This window comes from Pseudoduganella rivuli (genome assembly GCF_009674485.1).
GTDB classification, from domain to species: domain Bacteria; phylum Pseudomonadota; class Gammaproteobacteria; order Burkholderiales; family Burkholderiaceae_D; genus Rugamonas; species Rugamonas rivuli_B.
On sequence record NZ_WKJJ01000002.1, the window covers coordinates 267,489 to 285,584 of the forward strand.

The window sequence follows — 18,096 nt, forward strand, 5'->3', positions numbered from 1 at the left end:
CCGCGATAGCTGCCCTGACGCCCGTTACATCGGGCCGCCAGGTCCGCCCGGGCCGGGCCCGCCGGGACCACGCCCGCCCGGCGCCCGGTTGCCACCGCCGCCGGCGCCGCCGATGCGGTACGACAGCCCGATATACACGATGCGCCCGTCGAAGCGGCGTAGCGTATGGTCCTTCAACAGGTCGGTATCGGTGACGGATTCCATCTTGTTGGAATTGAAGATGTCGGTCACGTTCAACACCAGGTTCAAGGCTGGCGTCAGGCTGTGGCGCAGGCTGAAGTTGGCCGTGGTGTTGGGCTCGCGGAAGCCCTGGCCCGTCAGCGTCTTGCCTTGCGCCTGCACCATGAATTGCAACTGGTCCTGCGGAGTCGGCTGGTAGTTCAGCCGCACGCGCCCGCTCAGCGACGATGCGGTGCGGGTATCGCCGGTCGGGGCGCCGCTGCTGTCGAGGATGCGCTGTTCGCTGCGCGCCAGGTTGCCGCTGGTGTTCAGCGACAGGCCCTGCATCAACTTGCCGTTGACGGTGAATTCCAGGCCGCCCGACGAACTGCCCGGGCCGTTGCCGCGCGTGGTCAGCAGCACGGTGTCGCTGATGAACACCTTGCGCTCCAGGATCGCATCGTCTTCCTTGCGGTAATAGCCGCGCAGCGCCGTTTCCAGGCCTGCCATGCGGGTTTCATAGCCGATCTCGAACGAATCGGTCTGCGTCGGCTTCAGGTGCGGATTGCCGGACGAGACGTTGAACTCGTCGCGGTACACGACGAACGGATTCAGGTCGCCCGCGTTGGGACGGCGCAGCCGGTGCGCATACGAGAAGCGCAGGTTGGCGTCGTCCGACACTTTATAGGTTGCGAAGAAACTGGGTATATAGTTTATATAATTATTCTTCGCACGGATGCCGCCCGTCACCTGGTTCAGGTCCAGGCTGGTGTGTTCCGCGCGCAAGCCGGCCAGCGCGCCCCACTGCTCGTTCAGGCGCAACTGGTACGAGCCGTACAGCGCCGTCACGCCTTCGTCCACTTCGAACAGGTTGGTGCGCGCCGGGTTGATGGATTCCGCGCCATTGGACAGGATGTCGGCATAGAACGCGTCGAAGCGGTTCCGGTTGCTGGCGACTTTCCAGCCGGCTTTCAGCATGCCGCCGAAGGCCGGGCGTTCATAGTCGCCCGTGAAGTCGACGATGCGGTTGTCGGTGTCGTTGCGCTGGCGGCTGTGCGTATCGATACGGCCCGGCGGCGTCACCGCATACACGCTGGTGTAATCGCTGCCGCTGGTGTTATCGGCGGATGACACGCGCAAATCCACTTTCAGTGTTTCGCCATCGATATCGCCCTTGTGGTCCCAGCGGGCGCCCCATGCGTAGTTTTTGCTCTCGCCCGCGCGCAGCGACGTGCGCACGTAATCGCTGATGGTGGCCTGGCCGGGACCCGTGTTCAGGTAATGGTCGCGGGCGCGCTGGTCATTGTCGCGCTGGTTATAGGTCAGGCTGGCATTGAAGGTGTCGTGCGCGCCGTGGTTGTAGCTGACGGCGCCGTTGACACCGGCTGAGTTGTTCAGGCCGGCCGTGGCCGATTGCTGTTCGCTGTGCGTGGGAACGCCGTTGCGGATATCGATGCGGTCGCGCTCCGAGTCGCCATGGGCATTGCGGCCGTCGTGGCGCACGTGCGCGCTGCCCTGGAAACCCCAGTACCCTTCGTTATAGCTGCCGGAGATGGACGAGTTGTAGCGCCCCGCCGTGCCGGCATTGCCGTTGACGGACGCGAAGCCGCCGGGCCGGCGGTTGCGCCGCATGACGAGGTTCAGGATCGGACCGCCACCCCCTTCATTGCCGAACTGCGCGCCGGGGTTGTTGATGACTTCGATGGAATCGATGTCTTCCGCCGACAGGGCGTTCAGCGTGGCGCCCCGGTTATCGCCTTGCAGCATGGCCGATGGTTTGCCGTCGATCAGGATTTGCACGTTGGTGCTGCCGCGCAGCGACACCGTGCCGTCCGGATCCACCGCCACCGATGGCACGCTGTTGAGCGCGTCGGCGGCCGTGCCATTGGTGCTGGAGATATCCGACTTGACGTCATAGACCTGGCGGTCGATGCGGCCGGTGGGACGTTCCGCCGCCACCGTCACGGACGTGATTTCCACCGGTTCCTGCGGCGGCGGTTTGGGTTTGTCCTTCGGCGGCGGCACTTTGCCGGTGATCGTGACTTCCGGGGCGGTGGGCAAGGCAGTGGCTGGCGGCGGCGACGTCTGGGCGATGGCGGCGGGCGTTGCCGACAGCAGGGCCAGCGCGATGCTGGTGAAGCGGGGAGTGCGGGTCATGGTGGTCGGCGGGCGGCGCCGCAATGATGCCAAAAGCCACCAGCATAGTTCAGTTGAGAATCGCTATCCAATGATGATTGCTCATATTTAAGATTATTTAGCGACTAATTGCCGACTATTTCGCGCATGTTTCACGATTATTGCGCGCCTGTTTCCAAGAGGCCAGTAAGTCAGCGCATCAGCGAATACAGCACGATGCCGAGCACCACCGCTGCCACCATGACGGCCATTTCGCTGACAAAAAAACCGATGGTGGCGCCCAGCAGCGACATGCCCGCCACGGCCGGTGTGCCATACGATTGCAGCACGGGGTTGGAAATCGTCACGTAGCAGGCGAAGGCGGCCGCCAGCGCGGCGCATGCGAAGCGGCCCATCAGTTTGGTGGAGCGGGAGACTTTCACGCGCTTGCGTGGGGCAGGCGCGGTCGGATTGGTGGCGTCGGTCGGTTTCGTGCTGTCCATATTTAAAAGGATACACCGCTGTTCAGTTGCCGGACAAGCAGCCTGCCGCCCGTTGTCCAGAGCGATCCATGGATATTGACTATCTTGTGCAACTGATAGTTATCGGATCACATAAATCAATAATCGTATCAAAGTAATAAGGCTCTTGTTGATATCGCTTTACCAGATGTAAGCATGTAGCAAGCCGTTTTACTGTGCTGAACCTCGGAGGTATCGCCTGTAATGAGTCCAACTTTTCCTTTGTGGCCGGCAGCCGAGCTGTCGCCCATGCGATCCGGTTATGAGTTGCTGACCAAAGCCGTGTCCGGTGTGCTGCGGCATGCCAGTGTGGACGTGCTGCCGCCGTTTGTGCGGACCTTGGGCTTGCCCCAGTCCGAGCTGATTGCCATGCTGGAATGCTGCCGTCCGTACGAAGCGTACGTGCCGATTTCCGAGCTTAAATATGCCGTGGTGGTGGGCACGGTGCCGCCGCTGTTCCACGAAGTGGTGGCGCACCTGATGGCGTCGCGCACGCCGGAAGCCGATGCGCAGCACGTGAATTGGCTGGCGCGGGCGATCGCCGCCGCCAGCCTGGGCAACCGCATGCTGTGGCAAGACCTGGGCCTGGCGGGACGCCACGAAGTGGCCGCGCTGATGAAGCTGTACTTCCAGCCGCTGTTCCAGCGTAACGTCACGGACTTGAAGTGGAAGCGTTTCATCTTCCGCGAACTGGGCGACAAGCTGGGACGGCACGATATGCACCCGCCGGGCTGCCACCGCTGCGCGCAATACCGTAAATGCTTCGAGACGGGCCGCCTGGCGCCGCCGGCCGCCTCCGCCGCCAAACGCGCGGTGGCCGCTTAACGCCGGCGCGCAAGGTCAGCACAGCGGCATCAGCGATGCCAGCAGGTGGGCGAATTCCGGTTGCCGGATGGCCCACAGCGCCCACGCGCTGACGGCGGCCAGCACCGCCGCCAGCAGCCAGTGCATCAGACGTTCGTTCATGCCGGCTGCGCGCGCGCGATGGCGCGGTCGTCGATGGGCCAGTGCAGCGCGGCCGCAATCAATCCGAAGGCGACGGACGCCAGCCACATGATCTGGTACGACCCGGTCGCATCGAACACGCGCCCGCCCAGCCACACGCCGAGGAAACCGCCCAACTGGTGGCCGACGAAGACCAGTCCGAACAAGGTCGAGATATAGCGCACGCCAAACACTTGCGAGACGAGACCGTTGGTCAGCGGCACGGTGCCCAGCCACGTCGCCCCCATGACGAACGCGAACGCATAGACGCCGGGCGTGGACAGCGGCAGGGTGGCGAACAGCAGCATGGCTGCCGAGCGCACCAGGTACAGGTAAGCCAGCACGTGCTTGCGGCGGTACTGGTTGCCCAGTTCCCCGCACACGTAAATGCCGCCCACGTTGGCCAGGGCCACGATGGCCAGCGCCGCCACGCCGGTATTGGCGGACAAACCCCGGTCGGCCAGGTACGCCGGCAAATGCCCGGCAATGAACGCCAACTGGAAGCCGCACGCGAAAAAGCCCAGGTTGAGCAGCCAGAACCCCCGGTGCGTCAGCGCTTCGGCAATGGCGTGGCGCAGCGACTGGCCACCCTGCCGTTGCGCATTGCCCGCCGCCGCGCTGTCATCCAGCGGGTACGCCAGCGGCGCGGCAAACGCCAGCACGAACGCGATCAGCACCAGCGCCACCAGCCAGCCCAGCGCGGAAATCAAGCCCTGCGTGGCGGGCACCATGGCGAACTGGCCGACGCCGCCGACCGCGCCGGCCAGTCCCAGCGCCCAGCCGCGCCGCGACGGCGGCACGATGCGGCTCAGCGCGCCGTACACGGTGCCAAACGCGGTGCCGGACAACGCCAGGCCGATCAGCAGCCCGCCTGCCAGCGCCAGTTCCATGCCGGTGGCCGCGTGCGCCATCAGGTACAGCCCTGCCGCATACAGCAGGCACGCGCCGGCCAGCACGCGGCGCGAACCCCAGCGGTCGGCGATCATGCCGGTGAACGGTTGCGCCACGCCCCACACGAGGTTTTGCAGTGCAATCGCCAGCGCGAATTCTTCCCTGCCCCAGCCCCGCGCGGACGTCATCGGCAACATGAATAACCCCTGCACGTGGCGCATGCCCAGCGCCAGTCCCATGATGATGCCGCCGCACACGATCGCGGCCAGCGGTGATTTGAGTTTGTCCATGCCGGTCTCCGTTGAACCCAATAATCCCAGTAATGCCAGCATAGCGACGGCGTCCCCCTTCGCGCCAACGGTCATTTGGCATGCCTTCAATGCGCGCCACGCATGCGACGGATGCGAATTCGCCGTTTGTCCCGCCGGCGCGGGCCGCCGACAATGCCAGCACTGACAGCGACATTCATGAAATGGAGGGCATCATGCAATTCACGTTACACGCGGGGGAAAGCGCGGCACTGGCGCCGGTCTGCACGGTGCGGGTGCGCTGCCATGCGGGATACTTGTGGATTACCGGATTCCGCAATGGCGAAGACGTGGTGCTGGGGGCGGGCGAGAGCGCGTTGCTGCCGCCGACGCAGCGGCATTATTTTTCCGCGCTGGGACAGGAGCCGCATGCGGCGTTTGAATTGGGGTGCGAGGCGCGGGATGGCATGGCACGGTGGGCGGTACTGCGGGCATGGCGGCTTCGCTGGCGCGAAACCGCCCTACGGTGGTTACGTTTTCGGTAGGTTACGCCACGGCCATTTGCTGCGACGTTTGCGCCACCTGCTGCAACAGCCAGTCGCGGAAGATCGCCACGTCCGGGCGCGGATGGGGCGCCGCCTGCAGCAGCCAGTAGCCATAGCCGTCGACCTGCATGCGCTGGTCCATTTGCGCGGCCAGGCGGCCATCCTTCAGCATCGGCAACACCAGCGCCAGGCGGCCCAGCGCCACGCCATGGCCTTCGATGGCGGCCTGGATCACCTGGTCGTACTGGTTGAAGTGCAGGTAACCCTTGGGCTGGCGCTGGTCCATGCCGTGCGCGGCCAGCCACGGCGTCCAGTGCAGCCACGTGCGGCCACGGTCGTCCAGGTCCAGCAAGACGTGATCCAGCACGCCGTCCGGCTTGTCGAACGCGGTTGCCGCCAGCGCCTTGCTGGCCACCGGCACCACGGCTTCGCCAAACAAATGCAGCGCATCGTCCGGCACATGGGCACGGCCGCCATAGCGGATCGCCAGGTCGACTTCGTCCTGCTTCAGGTCGACCAGGCGGTTGCTGGCGGCCAGGCGGATGTCGATATTCGGGTGCGCGGCCTGGAACGCGCCCAGGCGCGGCAAGATCCACAGCGACGCCACGCCGATGCTGGCGGAAATCGTCACGGGTTTCACGCGCTTTTCCTGTTGCAGCGCATCGGCCAGGTCGGCCAGTTTGTCCAGCCAAGGCGATGCCAGGTGGAATAATTGCTCGCCCGCTTCCGTCAGCGCAATGCTGCGGCTGTTGCGGATAAAGAGCTGGACGCCGAGCCGTTCCTCCAGCGCCTGGATCTGGCGGCTGACAGCCGACTGGGTCAGGCACAGGTCCGCCGCCGCGGCAGTAATGCTGAGGCGGCGCGCGGCTGCAACAAATCCGCGCAACGCATCGAGTGGCGGCAGTGAAACTAGCCTGTTTTGCATCATCTCTCCGGAAAAAATATTAATAAACTATTAGAATGCCAGAACTGACATTATGAGGGAGGTTACGATGAGTGATTGCGATGTCGTCACTGAACGTATCTTCGATGCACCGCGTGAACGCGTGTTTCGCGCTTTCAGCGATCCCTCCATCCTCGCCCGCTGGTGGGGGCCGGATGGCTTCACCAATACCTTCAAAGTATTCGATTTCGAGCCGGGCGGCCTGTGGAAATTCACCATGCACGGGCCGGACGGCGTCAATTATCCCAATGAATCGGTTTTTTCGCTCATCAGGCGGCCGGAACGCATTGAATTCGACCACGTGCTGGGCACGCCGTTCAAGGCGATTTTTGCGTTCATCGAGCAGGAAGGCAAAACCCTGTTGCACTGGACCATGCGTTTTCCCTCGGCGGAAACATGCGCGAAACTGCGGGAATTCGTCACCCATGCCAATGGCGAAAACCTGGACCGGCTGGAAGAACAGCTGGTACGCATGGATGGGCGTACTCCTCCCTGATGGCATGGTTGCCGTACGCCAGGTGTAGCCCGGCATGGCCCGGGCGGTGGTGGATTACCCCATGTCAGTCATGGCATGGTTGCGCCATGCTGCGTACAATGCCGGCCAGGAGGTGTCATGACCAAACTGATGCTGGTGGAAGACGACGAGCGGCTGTCTTCACTGATTGCCGAATACCTGGCCGCCAATGAATTCGACGTGCACGTGGTGGCGCGCGGCGACGAAGCGCTGGCGCGCTTCCATGCGTTCGCGCCGGACGTGGTGGTGCTGGATCTGATGTTGCCCGGCTTGCCCGGCAACGAAGTGTGCCGCCAGTTGCGCGCGGTCAGCCAGGTGCCCGTGCTGGTGCTGACGGCGCGCGACGACAGTTACGACCAGGTGGCGTTGCTGGAATTCGGCGCCGACGATTTCGTCAACAAGCCGGTGCAGCCGCGCGTGCTGCTGGCCCGCCTGCGCGCCTTGCTGCGCCGCGCCGCGCCGCCGGTGGCGCAAACCGCCTTGGTGCGCCCGGAAATCCTGAGCTTCGGCGCGCTGGAAATCATCCTGACGGACCGCGTGGTGCATTGGCACGGCAAACCCATGGCCCTGTCCAACACCGAGTACAAACTGTTGCTGGTGCTGGCGGAATCGGCCGGCACCGTGCTGTCGCGCGACAGCTTGCTGAAAAAAATGCGCAACATCGAATTCGACGGCCTGGACCGCAGCATCGACAACAGTATCTCGAAGCTGCGCAAGAAGTTCGATGACCACGACGGCGAGCGCATCAAGACGGTGTGGGGCGAGGGATATCTGTTTTCGCCGTCGGCGTGGGAGTGACCGGTATCAGCCAGCCGGCAACGTCCGCAGGTATTCCCCCGGCGGCTTGCCTACCAGCGCAGTGAATTCATTGACGAAATGGGCCTGGTCGAAGTAACCCAGGTCCAGCGCCAGTTGCGCCAGTTTCACGGGAACGCCGGCCTGCAGCTGCGCCACCGCTTCATGCATGCGGTAGCGCTTGATGACCCACTTGGGACCCACGCCCACATAATGCTGGAACAGGCGCTGCAAGCTGCGCTTGTTCAAGCCTGAATGTTCCGCCAGCGCGTCCACCGTGACCATGCCGGTATCGGCCGCGATGGCCGCGACCAGTGCATTGGCGCGCGCCACGTCGCCATGCACGGCCAGCTGCGGCAGGCGCGCCAGCAGCAGGGCTTCCGCGGCGGCGAACCGCGACGGGGCATCGCCGCATGAACGGATGTGCTGCGCATACGCCAGCCCCGCCGCGCCGAACACGGTGTCCGGCGCCAGCTTGCTGTCGGCAATCGTGGCCAGCGGGCGGCCGAGGAAGGGCTGGAAACCGCCGGGACGGAACTTGATGCCGAAGGCGAAACCCCGTCCTGCCAGCAGCTTGGTATAGCGCGCCGTATGCACGCCATGAATGCCTTCCGTATCGTGTTCGATCACCAGGTGCACGTTCGGGTGCGGCAGGGTTTCCTGCGTCTGCGGCGGATGGCCGTCCATATCCCACGCCACATGCCAGTAATGCTCGACCAGTTCAGCCAGCGCGGCGCATGGCGCCTGCCGGTCATGGCTGAACCGGCCCTGTTCGAATCGGGGTACCAGCACGCCGCGCGGTTCGTCGGCAGGTGTTTGCGTGGCGTGTCGCGTTTTTCCAATCATTGGAGCAGGGGTGTGCGGTCTACTGTGGGAAGCGAATCTTACAGGAGCAACAATGAAGCGCGCCATTTCCCTATTACTCGTTACCGCGTGCGTGGCAGCCCACGCGGCAGGAGGCCACACGATGGAAGTCAGCGGTACCTTCGACATCAACATGACGCCGCAGCCGGATTCCCAGCCCTGGGGACGGCAGCGTCTTGAAAAGGTATTCCATGGCCCGCTGGAAGGCGCCAGCATCGGTGAAATGTTGGCGGTGCGGACGGCGGTCAAGGGTTCGGCTGGCTACGTGGCGCTGGAACAGGTCACGGCCACGCTGGAAGGCCGCAAGGGGACGTTCTTCCTGCAGCATTCCGGCCTGATGGAGAAAGGCACGCCGGCATTGACGGTAAACGTCGTGCCGGATTCAGGCACCGGCGAATTGCAGGGACTGAAAGGCACGATGACGATCAGGGTCGAAGGAGGCAAGCATTATTATGGGCTGACCTACAGCTTGCCCTGACTTGCCTGTTCCGCATCCACATGCTCATAGCTGAAGATCCGTGAAATCTTCCACGCGTTTCCCTTCAGTTGCATCAGTTGGGTAAAGTAGGCGCGGCCGACGAGGAATTCCGGCTGCCCTTTCGGCAGCACATAGAAGCGGTGTTCACCCGTGACCATGACGCCATAAACATCGTCGCCTTTCCGCATCGGGAAAAAACGCACGGTGCCGGGAACCGCTTCCCGGCGCAGCTGATGCTCGGCTTTTTTCATGCCCTCGTTGGTGGCCGCCAGCGCTTTTTTTCCCAGGATCTTGCCGCCACGGTCGTGATAAAACTCGACGTCATCGGCCAGCATGGCATTCATGCCTTGCGGATCCACGTTGTTGTAAGCGTTCCAGTAGCTTTCGTCAGCCTGCCGCGCGCTGGCTTCCCAGTCGAATTGTGCAGCTTGCACCTGGACCCATTGCGCTTGCAGCGCCATGAATGCCATTGCCACTACCAGCTTCAATGCTTTCATTGACGTGTTCCCTCCGGTTGATAAACCAGCACTTTAACTGGAATTGTCCCGGCGGTCATTCAAACACCGGCGACACCGCCAGCGGCGCATTCTGGCTTACCACCTGCCCCTTGTCGGTGGCCGCATCGAAGCGCACGGTTACCACGCTGTAGGCATTGCCCGCTTCATCCGGGAACGCCGGGCCGGGAACGGCCGGCAGCGGTGCGCCGCCTTTCCAGCGCACGTCGGCGTCCGGCTTCTTTGCAAACGTAAAACGCACGCCCACGCAGTGCTTGTCGCGGTAGCCGGCCGCATTCACGGTGCGCTGGAAATCCAGCGCCTGTTCGCATGCGGCGCGCAGTTCCGCGCCTTCGTAGACGCCGTCCGGCCGCACCACGATCGAGATGCGGGGGCGGAACACATACGCACCCAGCTTGCGGTTGACGGTCAATACCGCGTTTTCGTCATACGCGGCCTTCAGCAGCGGGAACACGGCGCGGCCCACCGCGTCGAGCGGCAAATTCAGTTGCATGGTCTTGCCGGACAAGGCCAGCCTGAAATCCACCGGCAACGGGCTGCCGTCGCGCGCGCCGACCTGGTAATGCTGCTGCAGGAATTGCTTGGGTTTGCCGTATTTTTCAAACGCCACCATGCCGCGATACGCGTCGCGGTAGCTGAGCCAGTCGCTGTCCTGTGCATGCACGGGCGCCCCGGCCACCGTGGCGGCCAGGGCGATGCATGCGGTCAGGGACTGGATCGGTTTCATGGTCAGAAGCGGTAAGCCAGCGCGGTGGACACCGACACGCCGGTGGCGCGATCGGTCAGGGGACTGTTTTTCGCGCCGCCGCGCAATTGCGTGACCTGCACGTTGGTGGTCAGCAGCCAGGCGGGCGACAGCGCCCAGTTCCAGCGTGCGCCCGCATGGATATCCTTGATGCCGCCCGATGGCGCATAGGCCCACACCGGCGGCGCCGGCTCGCTCTTGGCATCGGTTACCAGCTTCACTGGCATGATGGCCAGCACATCCTCCGAGCGCAGGCCGAAGTATCCAGTGTTATAGGCGCGGTTGCCGAACGTGGCGCCGGCCGACAGCGACAGCGTATGGTGTGGCGCCAGTTCGATCGCGCCGCGTTGCAGGTCCGCAGTCCAGCGCAAGCCGTTGCGCGCTTCCCCTGCGCCATACAGTACGCTGTTGGTGAGGCGCAAGCGGTTGGCCAGATAGTAATTGGCGAAGAAGCCGCCTTCGATACGGGCATGAATGTCGCGCAGGCGGTACGAGGCTTTGGCCATGCCGGTGATGCTGGTGCCGGCAGCGATGCCCATGTCGGCTTTGACGGAAATGGCACCATCGAGCACGCTGGAACCGTGCTGGCTTCGCGCCGCGTGCACAGACAGCAGCGGGCCATATTCGAAGCCCGGCGTGGACGACCAGTGCCAGCCGGCGCTCATGCCGGAAATGAACGCACCATTGCTCCATCCCACCTGCAATACCGGCATCAAGCGCTGTTTGCGGTCGCCGCCTCCTTCGTAGTTCGGCGCCGAGCGCACACCGAGGCCGGCATACATGTCATAGCTGCCGTCCGGCATCAGGCCGGGTTCGGGCGCTTGCGCCCAAGCGGGAGCGGCGCCGCAACAAGCGGCGCCAGCCAGGAGAAAGAATAGGGACTCGCGCATAGTGGATGGATAGTCAGAGCCGGATGACGGGACAGGCCGTCATTCTAGCGTCCCCGCTCTCCATCCGTCTCCGTTAAAACTGCACCACGCTGCTTGAAAACACCACCGGCTCGTCGCTGCGGTCGATGATGACCACGTCGCCGGCGCCTTTCACGCCCATGATGCAATCGGTGGCCGGACCGGGCGTCCGGTTTTGCACGCTGGCATACAGCTTGCCGCCGGCGCGCAATACGCCAGTGAACGTGGTCGACTGGCACGTCATGCCCAGGCCGCCCCAGGCAAACAAGACCGTTTGCGTGGAAAAGTCGATCGACGGCATTACCGTGGCGGCATCCACGTACTGGTTCCACAGCTTGCGCAGTTTGAGTTCATCCGACACCACGGCGGTAAACGGCGCCGTCTGGTCCGTCGTGCTCAGCTGGGTCTCGATGCGCTTGAATTTCACGGGCGTGGCTTTGATCTGGTCAAACTTGACGTTGTCGAACTTGTCCACCACCACCGCGGTGACGGGGCTGGTGATGGCCATGGTGCACATCACGCCCGGTTCCGGTTCCGGCGCATTCGCATATTCCACATGCAGCACGCCATCCTGTTCCGACGCGCGCACCACGCCGACGCCCGAGCATCCATTGCTCGCATTGCCGGCAAAGATCACTGCCACCATTTTCTTGCTGAAATCGACCCATGGCTCGGGCGGCAACTCCGTCATATTGGCGTTGATCCGCTTCCACATTTCAGACCAGCCCTTGGCATCGCGCACCGTCAGGTTTTCCAGCGTACTGTTGCCGGAGTACTGGTTGACGATCAACTGTTCGAACTGCACGGTGTTGCCCAGTTTGACCTGAGGCGTCAAATCCACGATTTCCACCTTGTGCGTGCTGTCCATGCCGAGGTTGGGCTTGTCGAGATTCTTGATGATGCCGCCGAACCCTTCCAGAGCGGCGGGATCCGGATTCGTGCAACTGGTTCGTGGGCCTGCAATCGAATCGTATGACCGGCACAGCACCTTGTCCGGGGTGGCGCCAAACAGCGTTTGGGAATAGGAAGCGTCGGCGCAACTGCCGGCCACGTCCCAGAACACTTGCGCATTGTCGATGATGTACAGGCGGTTGCGTTTGTCGCTGCAGGCGGCGCCCTGCGCCATCTTGATGAACACGTTCTTGTCCACCTGCGCCGATGGATTGGGTTCGCCCACGGCGATGCCCTGCGTGCCGGGCGTGACGGCCGCGCTCATTTGCGGTGCGTCGCCACCGCCGCCGCACGCGCTGAGGGAGACGAGGGCCGCCAGTGCCAGTGCCATGGGTTCCAGTCGCAGCGAAGATTGCTTCAGTCCAGCCAATTTGATCACGATGCCTCCTAAGTGGATTTTCTTGTATTCGATACAACCATTTTAGGTGGCGATGGCGGCGATTTCCCCTTCGAAATGTACCGGAATTGTCTAAAATTTGTAATTTCGGGGTCCCCGGAAGTTAACTCTTATACAATTCGGCCCCATGAACCGCCTGTTCTTCCGCTTCTTCGTCCTGGTGATGCTGGCCATCGCCGGGGCGGCGTTCGCCGTGCATTTTGCGATCAGCCGGCTGTATGGCGACCCGCTGGACGATATCGCGCGGCGCCAGGCGGCGGCGCAAATCTTCCTCTTGCAGCATTACGTGGACCAGGCGCCGCCCGACGAATGGCTGGCCCGGCTGAACAAGGTGCGCGAAGTGTCCGACGTGCGCTATGACCTGGTGCCGCTGGCGCAGGTGCGCGCGGCGCTGCCGGCAGGCCGCCACGCGGCGCTGGCGCAGGGCGATGTGGTGATCGACGTGGCCAACAAGGCGTTCTACCGCCGCGTGGACCTCAAGGGCGAACGCTATGTGGGCAGCGACGACGACGTGATCCATGCGCAGGGCTTGCCGATCGATACGTCGCAGGCCTTACGGCAGGAAGCGTTGCGTTACGCGATCGTGGCGCTGGCCTTGCTGGCGCCGATTGCGCTGTGGTCACGCTCGCACTGGCAGGGCTTGCAGCATCTGTCGCGGGTGGCCGATGATGTCGGCGCGGGCAACCTGTCGGCGCGCGCCGTCATGCCCCGCTCCGCCAGCATTTACCCATTGGCCGAACGCATGAACGCCATGACGGCCCGTATCGGGCAATTGCTGGAGTCGCAGCGCAGCCTGCTGCATTCGGTGTCGCATGAAATCCGCACGCCGATCGCCCGGCTGGAATTCGGGCTGGAATTGCTGCGCAGCGCGGCGGACGCGCGATCCCATCCCGCGCTGGAAAAGCGCATCGCCGCGATGGAACAGGACCTGGTGGAATTGAATGCGCTGGTCGGCGAGTTGCTCGGCATGGCGCGGCTCGACAGCGGACAGCCATTGCAGCGGCAGGCGTTCGACCTGGCCCCCGCGCTGCGCCATTGCATGGCTGGTTTGCCGCCCGGCGCCGATATCGAGGTCCAGGTGGCGGACGAGCTGGGAACCTTGGACGGCGATGCGCGGCTGCTGATGCGCGCCATCGGCAACCTGGCCGGCAATGCCGGAAAATATGCGGCGCAGCGAGTGGTGGTGGCGGCCGTGCGCTTGCCGGACCATGTGGAAATCACGATCGACGATGACGGTCCCGGTATTCCGCCGGACGAGCGGGAGCACGTGTTTGAACCGTTTTACCGGCTGGACCGCAGCCGCGACCGCAATACGGGCGGCTTTGGCCTGGGGTTGTCGATCGCGCGCAAGGCCATCGCGCTGCATGGCGGCGCGGTGCACGTGGAAGACAGTGCGCTGGGCGGGGCGCGTTTTGTCGTGCGCCTGCCCGTTTAAAACCGCGCCGCGACGGGTTTGTGCTTGTCCCGTCCCACCCGCTCGAATTCTGAAATCACCTGTGCGCCGAACAGCAGCAACGTGGCGCCGATTTCCAGGCTGAACATGACGACGATGGCGGTGGTCAGCGAACCATAGACGACGTTCACCTGTGACAAGGTGGTGAAGTACCAGACCAGCACATGGCGCGCCACTTCCCAGAGCGCCGTCGCCGTGATGCCGCCGATCAGCGCATGGGAAAATGACAGGCGCCCGACCGGCATGACGAGGTAAATCGACGTCAGCACCAGTATTTCGCCAGCCACGCCCAGCATGTACAGCAGGAAACCGGACACCCCCTGCAGCGACCACGCGTGACCCAGCAACACCACTTCCTTTTGCCCCATCACTTGCAGCACGCCGGCCGCCACCGTCACCAGCAGCGCGCCGATGCCCAGCGACAGGATGTAGCAATACGGCAGGATGGCCGACACCAGGTAATGGCGGCGCCGGATCGCCACGCGGTGCAGGAAGATCACGCACATGGCGTTTTCCAGCACGGTGAAGGCCAGTGAACTGAAAAACAGCATGGTGCCCGCCAGCACCCAGCCGATCACGCCGCGCTGTTGCAGGAACAGGCTGACTTCATGGACGATGGCGCGCGACTGGCCGGGGATCAGCCATTCCAGGTAGCGGCCTATGGTTTGCAGCAATTCCGCATCGTCGAACCAGTGCGACAGCACCACGGCCACCAGCATCAGCAGGGGAACGATCGATAACAGCGAGTAATAAGCGACCGCTCCCGCCAGCAGCAAGCCCTGGTTGGCGCGGAAACCGTTGATGCACTGAATAAAGAATGCCACGGGGTGGGCTGCAACCCAGGCCGCGGCCTTACGGTTGAGTATACGCATGCAGCCATTGTACGCAGGCTGCGCTTCAGTCAGCGCGCAGCAGCTTTATTACGCTCGGCAATATCGATATCGAGGTAGCGCCAGTTGGTTTGTTCGACCGGATGGCGCTTGTAGTTTTTCAGCCACGGCTGGCGGATATCGGCCGATACCGGATGCGTCAGCACCACCCATGGCGTGTACGCGTGAATCAGCTGGTTCATGTCGTGGTACAGCGTGCGTCGCGCCGGCGTATCGCCCAGGGTGCGCGCCTGTTCGTAGCGCGTGTTGTATGCGGGCAGGTTGAAGCGCGCGTAGTTGGCGCGGCCGCTGTTGGGGCCGTACAGCAGCTGGTAATAATTGTCGCCATCGGGGAAGTCCGCGATCCAGTTGGTCTCGAACATCATGACCTTGCCCAGCCGCGATGCCTTGATGATTTCCGTCTTCTTGTCGCTCTTGAATTGCACGCGCAGCCCGATGGCATTGAGGTTCTTGCGCCACAATTCATCGCGCAGCCGGCCCACGGTGGTGGGTTCCGTGTGCATCGTCAGCAGCAGCGGACGGCCATCGGGCAAGGTCCGGAAGCCATCCTTGCCGGCCTTGTAGCCAAACCGGTCCAGCAGGGCGCGCGCCAGCGCGGGATCGTATGCCACGGGGCTCCGGTAGGCGGGATCGTAGCCCCGCACATTGGGCGGCAGCGGCGATTGCGCGGGCAGCGCCAGGCCCTTTTTCAGCAGCGCGATATCTTCCGGCCCGTTGTAGCTGAGTGCAATGGCGCGGCGCAGCGCGATCTTGTCCTTGCCATAGCCGCCGATCACCGGGTCGTCCATGTTCATCCACATGTAGTACGTCTGCAGCACGGGAAACGGCGACAGTTCCATGCCGCGGCGGGCCAGTTCCGGTTTCAGTACCGGAGACGGGCCATCGGCCAGCACCAGGTCGCGCATGGATTCCGGCACCTGCTCGATATAGTCGAATTCCCCGTTCAAGAAGCCCAGCACGCGCGACTGGTATTCCTCCATCACTTTCACTTCGATGCGCTGCACCAGCGGCAGGCGCCTGCCTTCCAGCTTGGCCGCATAGCTGCGCGTTTCAGACGGCGTGTCGGGACCGGCGTGGAACACGGTATCGCGGAAGCCCGGGTTGGCCAGCAGCGTGATCTTGTCGCTGCGTTTCCATTCGCCCACCATGAACGGTCCCGTGCCGACCGGATGGTTGCCCAGTTGCGCGCCATAGGCTTGCGCCGCTTCGCGCGCCACCACGCTGGTGGCGGGCATGGCCAGGTAATACAGGAAATTCGGGTCGGGTTGGTTGAGGCGGATTTTCAGCGTGTAACGGTCGATTGCCTGCAAACCGGGAATCGCGGTGGCGTCATCGAAGCGTTTTTTCAGCGCGGCGTCGCCCGCCAGCTTGCCGTCGAACAGGAATAGCCACGGCGATTTCAGCACCGGATCGTACAGGCGCTTGATGCTGTAGACGTAATCGTCCGCCGTGACTTCCCGCTTCTTGCCCTTGAAGACGGGATCGGGCGTGAAGTAAATGCCGGGACGCAGGTGGAACGTGTAGGTGACGCCATCCTTGTCCAGGCGCGGCATGTCGCGCAGGGCATTGGCTTGCAATTTGACGGGGCGCGCCAGGTATTCATAGCGCAGCAGCGGGTCGAACAGGTTTTCCAGCAGGGCCAGGGTGGCGATATCGGACGCGGTGGCGGGGTCCAGTGTCGTCTCGCCCGTGGACAGGAAGGTGCGCAAGACTTTGTCGTGCGGGCCGGGCGGTTTCAGCGGGGGCTCGCCGCCGGCCGCCGCATGGGAAGTCAATACGGCCGTCAAGATGACTGCGGATGGTTGGAAACGTGTCATTTTGCTATGGAGTCCGGTACGGTTGCGGGCAACAGCATACGGCATCGCGCGCCAGGCGGGCTACCCGTATTTCTACGGACCAGCCTATACTTTCACTCTTTGCATCCCGCGCGCTCGTCATGTCCCTCAATTACATCTGGTCCGGCTTTTTCCTCGTCGGCTTCGCCGCCGCCCTGGCGCAATGGATACTCCTGGGCGACAACGAGATTTTCAAGCGCATCATCGACGGCACTTTCGAGTCGGCGCGGATGGGGGTGATGGATATCGCGCTGCCGCTGGCGGGTGTGATGACCCTGTGGCTGGGCATCATGAACATCGGTGAAAAGGCGGGCGCCATCGGCTGGCTGGCGAAAATCATTTCACCGTTCTTTTCCCGCATTTTCCCGGACGTGCCGAAAGACCATCCGGCCACCGGTCACATGGTGATGAATTTTTCCGCCAACCTGCTGGGCCTGGACAACGCGGCGACGCCGTTCGGCCTGAAAGCCATGGAAAGCCTGCAAACGCTCAATCCCAACAAGGATGAAGCGAGCAATGCGCAAATCATGTTCCTCGTGCTGCACACGTCGGGCCTGACCTTGATTCCGCTGGCCATCATGGCGCAGCGCGCGATTCTGGGCGCAGCCGATCCGTCCGACGTGTTCATCCCGTGCATGATTGCCACCTACGTCGCCACGGTGACGGGCATTATCGGCGTGGCCGTCCGCCAGCGCATCAACCTGTTCGACAGCGTCGTGCTGTCGTGGCTGGGGGGGATCACGGCGGCCATCGTCTCGCTGATCTACTACTTCACGCAGTACCTGACCCGCACGGAAATCGAGACGTTTTCCAAGGTGTTCAGCAACCTGGTGCTGATCGGCGTGATTACCGTGTTTATTGTCGGTGCGCTGCGCAAGAAGGTGAACGTGTACGAAGCCTTCATCGAAGGCGCGAAAGGGGGGATACAGACGTCGCTGACGGTGATCCCGTACCTGGTGGGCATGCTGGTGGCGATCAGCGTGATCCGCAACGCGGGCATCTTCAATTTCGTCGTGTCCGGCTTCAACTGGATCTTCTCGGGGCTGGGTTTCAATACGGATTTCGTGCCCGCACTGCCGACCGCGCTGATGAAGCCATTGAGCGGCAGCGGGTCCAAGGCCATGATGATCGACGCCATGAAAACCTATGGCGTGGATTCGTTTGTCGGGCGCCTGGCGTGCGTGTTCCAGGGCTCCGCCGACACCACGTTCTATATCGTCGCGCTTTATTTCGGTTCGGTGGGTATCCGCAAGACGCGCTATGCGATTTCGTGCGGCCTGATTGCGGATTTCGCGGGCGTGATCACCGCGATTGCCGTGGCTTACGTGTTCTTCCATTAAAGGGT

General features: G+C 63.1%; 19 protein-coding genes. 7 read left to right on the forward strand and 12 right to left on the reverse strand.

Features of this window, described 5'->3' with window-relative positions; translation table 11 throughout:
• Positions 1-24: 24 nt before the first annotated feature.
• Positions 25-2,316 (reverse strand): TonB-dependent receptor domain-containing protein, encoded by a 2,292-nt coding sequence (locus tag GJ700_RS03915; protein WP_154371341.1) that lies wholly within the window; start codon positions 2,314-2,316, stop codon positions 25-27.
• Between the two features lie 170 nt (positions 2,317-2,486).
• Positions 2,487-2,777 carry a hypothetical protein gene (locus tag GJ700_RS03920; protein WP_154371342.1) on the reverse strand — a complete coding sequence of 97 codons (291 nt, stop codon included), beginning with the start codon at positions 2,775-2,777 and terminating at the stop codon, positions 2,487-2,489.
• Positions 2,778-3,044: 267 nt separating this feature from the next.
• Between GJ700_RS03920 and GJ700_RS03925 the strand changes: the two genes are divergently transcribed.
• Positions 3,045-3,620: a nitrogen fixation protein NifQ gene (locus GJ700_RS03925; protein WP_195763771.1), complete on the forward strand. Its 576-nt coding sequence runs from the start codon at positions 3,045-3,047 to the stop codon at positions 3,618-3,620.
• Between the two features lie 15 nt (positions 3,621-3,635).
• Here GJ700_RS03925 and GJ700_RS35845 read toward each other — a convergent pair whose 3' ends face one another.
• Both GJ700_RS35845 and GJ700_RS03930 read right to left on the reverse strand, forming a co-directional pair.
• Positions 3,636-3,761 carry a hypothetical protein gene (locus GJ700_RS35845; protein WP_260117346.1) on the reverse strand — a complete coding sequence of 42 codons (126 nt, stop codon included), beginning with the start codon at positions 3,759-3,761 and terminating at the stop codon, positions 3,636-3,638.
• Positions 3,758-4,960 carry an MFS transporter gene (locus GJ700_RS03930; protein WP_229506786.1) on the reverse strand — a complete coding sequence of 401 codons (1,203 nt, stop codon included), beginning with the start codon at positions 4,958-4,960 and terminating at the stop codon, positions 3,758-3,760. Before GJ700_RS03930 ends, GJ700_RS35845 begins: the two co-directional genes overlap by 4 nt.
• Positions 4,961-5,040: 80 nt before the next feature.
• Between GJ700_RS03930 and GJ700_RS03935 the strand changes: the two genes are divergently transcribed.
• Positions 5,041-5,463 carry a DUF2917 domain-containing protein gene (locus GJ700_RS03935; RefSeq protein ID WP_154371344.1) on the forward strand — a complete coding sequence of 141 codons (423 nt, stop codon included), beginning with the start codon at positions 5,041-5,043 and terminating at the stop codon, positions 5,461-5,463.
• 1 nt (position 5,464) lies between these two features.
• Here the strand turns inward: GJ700_RS03935 and GJ700_RS03940 are convergent, their stop codons facing one another.
• On the reverse strand, positions 5,465-6,388 hold the full coding sequence (locus GJ700_RS03940; RefSeq protein WP_154371345.1) for a LysR substrate-binding domain-containing protein: 924 nt from the start codon (positions 6,386-6,388) through the stop codon (positions 5,465-5,467).
• A 67-nt stretch (positions 6,389-6,455) separates the two neighbouring features.
• Here GJ700_RS03940 and GJ700_RS03945 point away from each other — a divergent pair, with 67 nt between their 5' ends.
• On the forward strand, positions 6,456-6,902 hold the full coding sequence (locus tag GJ700_RS03945; RefSeq protein WP_229506787.1) for an SRPBCC family protein: 447 nt from the start codon (positions 6,456-6,458) through the stop codon (positions 6,900-6,902).
• 117 nt (positions 6,903-7,019) lie between these two features.
• Complete coding sequence (locus GJ700_RS03950) at positions 7,020-7,718, forward strand: response regulator (RefSeq protein ID WP_195763772.1); 699 nt, start codon at positions 7,020-7,022, stop codon at positions 7,716-7,718.
• 6 nt (positions 7,719-7,724) lie between these two features.
• Here GJ700_RS03950 and GJ700_RS03955 read toward each other — a convergent pair whose 3' ends face one another.
• Complete coding sequence (locus GJ700_RS03955) at positions 7,725-8,507, reverse strand: DUF6597 domain-containing transcriptional factor (RefSeq protein WP_195763773.1); 783 nt, start codon at positions 8,505-8,507, stop codon at positions 7,725-7,727.
• Positions 8,508-8,613: 106 nt separating this feature from the next.
• On the opposite strand from GJ700_RS03955, the gene GJ700_RS03960 reads away from it, so the two are divergent.
• Positions 8,614-9,057, forward strand: a complete 444-nt coding sequence (locus GJ700_RS03960; RefSeq protein ID WP_229506788.1) for a DUF3224 domain-containing protein — start codon at positions 8,614-8,616, stop codon at positions 9,055-9,057.
• Here the strand turns inward: GJ700_RS03960 and GJ700_RS03965 are convergent.
• The 4 genes from GJ700_RS03965 to GJ700_RS03980 all read right to left on the reverse strand — a co-directional run bounded on the left by GJ700_RS03965 (position 9,042) and on the right by GJ700_RS03980 (position 12,555).
• Positions 9,042-9,554, reverse strand: a complete 513-nt coding sequence (locus tag GJ700_RS03965) for a nuclear transport factor 2 family protein (RefSeq protein WP_154371349.1) — start codon at positions 9,552-9,554, stop codon at positions 9,042-9,044. The genes GJ700_RS03960 and GJ700_RS03965 overlap by 16 nt on opposite strands.
• 55 nt (positions 9,555-9,609) lie before the next feature.
• Complete coding sequence (locus GJ700_RS03970; RefSeq protein WP_229506789.1) at positions 9,610-10,299, reverse strand: hypothetical protein; 690 nt, start codon at positions 10,297-10,299, stop codon at positions 9,610-9,612.
• Positions 10,300-10,301: 2 nt separating this feature from the next.
• Positions 10,302-11,207, reverse strand: a complete 906-nt coding sequence (locus GJ700_RS03975; RefSeq protein ID WP_154371350.1) for a MipA/OmpV family protein — start codon at positions 11,205-11,207, stop codon at positions 10,302-10,304.
• A 73-nt stretch (positions 11,208-11,280) separates the two neighbouring features.
• Entirely contained in the window at positions 11,281-12,555 is a 1,275-nt protein-coding gene (locus tag GJ700_RS03980; RefSeq protein ID WP_154371351.1) for a protease complex subunit PrcB family protein, read from the reverse strand.
• 145 nt (positions 12,556-12,700) lie between these two features.
• Between GJ700_RS03980 and GJ700_RS03985 the strand changes: the two genes are divergently transcribed.
• Positions 12,701-14,008 carry an ATP-binding protein gene (locus GJ700_RS03985; protein WP_154371352.1) on the forward strand — a complete coding sequence of 436 codons (1,308 nt, stop codon included), beginning with the start codon at positions 12,701-12,703 and terminating at the stop codon, positions 14,006-14,008.
• Here the strand turns inward: GJ700_RS03985 and GJ700_RS03990 are convergent.
• Together GJ700_RS03990 and GJ700_RS03995 are read right to left on the reverse strand one after the other, a co-directional pair.
• Positions 14,005-14,898, reverse strand: coding sequence for a YihY/virulence factor BrkB family protein (locus tag GJ700_RS03990; RefSeq protein WP_154371353.1), 894 nt, complete (start codon positions 14,896-14,898; stop codon positions 14,005-14,007). The two genes, GJ700_RS03985 and GJ700_RS03990, sit on opposite strands and share 4 nt — an antisense overlap.
• A 29-nt stretch (positions 14,899-14,927) precedes the next feature.
• Positions 14,928-16,733 (reverse strand): ABC transporter substrate-binding protein, encoded by a 1,806-nt coding sequence (locus GJ700_RS03995; RefSeq protein WP_154371354.1) that lies wholly within the window; start codon positions 16,731-16,733, stop codon positions 14,928-14,930.
• Between the two features lie 119 nt (positions 16,734-16,852).
• Here GJ700_RS03995 and GJ700_RS04000 point away from each other — a divergent pair, with 119 nt between their 5' ends.
• Positions 16,853-18,091, forward strand: coding sequence for a spore maturation protein (locus tag GJ700_RS04000; protein ID WP_154371355.1), 1,239 nt, complete (start codon positions 16,853-16,855; stop codon positions 18,089-18,091).
• The last annotated feature ends 5 nt before the right edge of the window (positions 18,092-18,096 follow it).

Bases quoted from the DNA above. Each gene is read 5' to 3' on its own strand.
- GJ700_RS03965 (WP_154371349.1), bottom strand. From the start codon at position 9,554: ATGAAAGCATTGAAGCTGGTAGTGGCAATGGCATTCATGGCGCTGCAA.
- GJ700_RS03960 (WP_229506788.1), top strand. From the start codon at position 8,614: ATGAAGCGCGCCATTTCCCTATTACTCGTTACCGCGTGCGTGGCAGCC.
- GJ700_RS03975 (WP_154371350.1), bottom strand. From the start codon at position 11,207: ATGCGCGAGTCCCTATTCTTTCTCCTGGCTGGCGCCGCTTGTTGCGGC.
- GJ700_RS03985 (WP_154371352.1), top strand. From the start codon at position 12,701: ATGAACCGCCTGTTCTTCCGCTTCTTCGTCCTGGTGATGCTGGCCATC.
- GJ700_RS03950 (WP_195763772.1), top strand. From the start codon at position 7,020: ATGACCAAACTGATGCTGGTGGAAGACGACGAGCGGCTGTCTTCACTG.
- GJ700_RS03915 (WP_154371341.1), bottom strand. From the start codon at position 2,316: ATGACCCGCACTCCCCGCTTCACCAGCATCGCGCTGGCCCTGCTGTCG.
- GJ700_RS35845 (WP_260117346.1), bottom strand. From the start codon at position 3,761: ATGAACGAACGTCTGATGCACTGGCTGCTGGCGGCGGTGCTGGCCGCC.
- GJ700_RS03970 (WP_229506789.1), bottom strand. From the start codon at position 10,299: ATGAAACCGATCCAGTCCCTGACCGCATGCATCGCCCTGGCCGCCACG.
- GJ700_RS03995 (WP_154371354.1), bottom strand. From the start codon at position 16,733: ATGACACGTTTCCAACCATCCGCAGTCATCTTGACGGCCGTATTGACT.
- GJ700_RS03940 (WP_154371345.1), bottom strand. From the start codon at position 6,388: ATGCAAAACAGGCTAGTTTCACTGCCGCCACTCGATGCGTTGCGCGGA.
- GJ700_RS03925 (WP_195763771.1), top strand. From the start codon at position 3,045: ATGCGATCCGGTTATGAGTTGCTGACCAAAGCCGTGTCCGGTGTGCTG.
- GJ700_RS04000 (WP_154371355.1), top strand. From the start codon at position 16,853: ATGTCCCTCAATTACATCTGGTCCGGCTTTTTCCTCGTCGGCTTCGCC.
- GJ700_RS03930 (WP_229506786.1), bottom strand. From the start codon at position 4,960: ATGGACAAACTCAAATCACCGCTGGCCGCGATCGTGTGCGGCGGCATC.
- GJ700_RS03990 (WP_154371353.1), bottom strand. From the start codon at position 14,898: ATGCGTATACTCAACCGTAAGGCCGCGGCCTGGGTTGCAGCCCACCCC.
- GJ700_RS03935 (WP_154371344.1), top strand. From the start codon at position 5,041: ATGCCTTCAATGCGCGCCACGCATGCGACGGATGCGAATTCGCCGTTT.
- GJ700_RS03945 (WP_229506787.1), top strand. From the start codon at position 6,456: ATGAGTGATTGCGATGTCGTCACTGAACGTATCTTCGATGCACCGCGT.
- GJ700_RS03920 (WP_154371342.1), bottom strand. From the start codon at position 2,777: ATGGACAGCACGAAACCGACCGACGCCACCAATCCGACCGCGCCTGCC.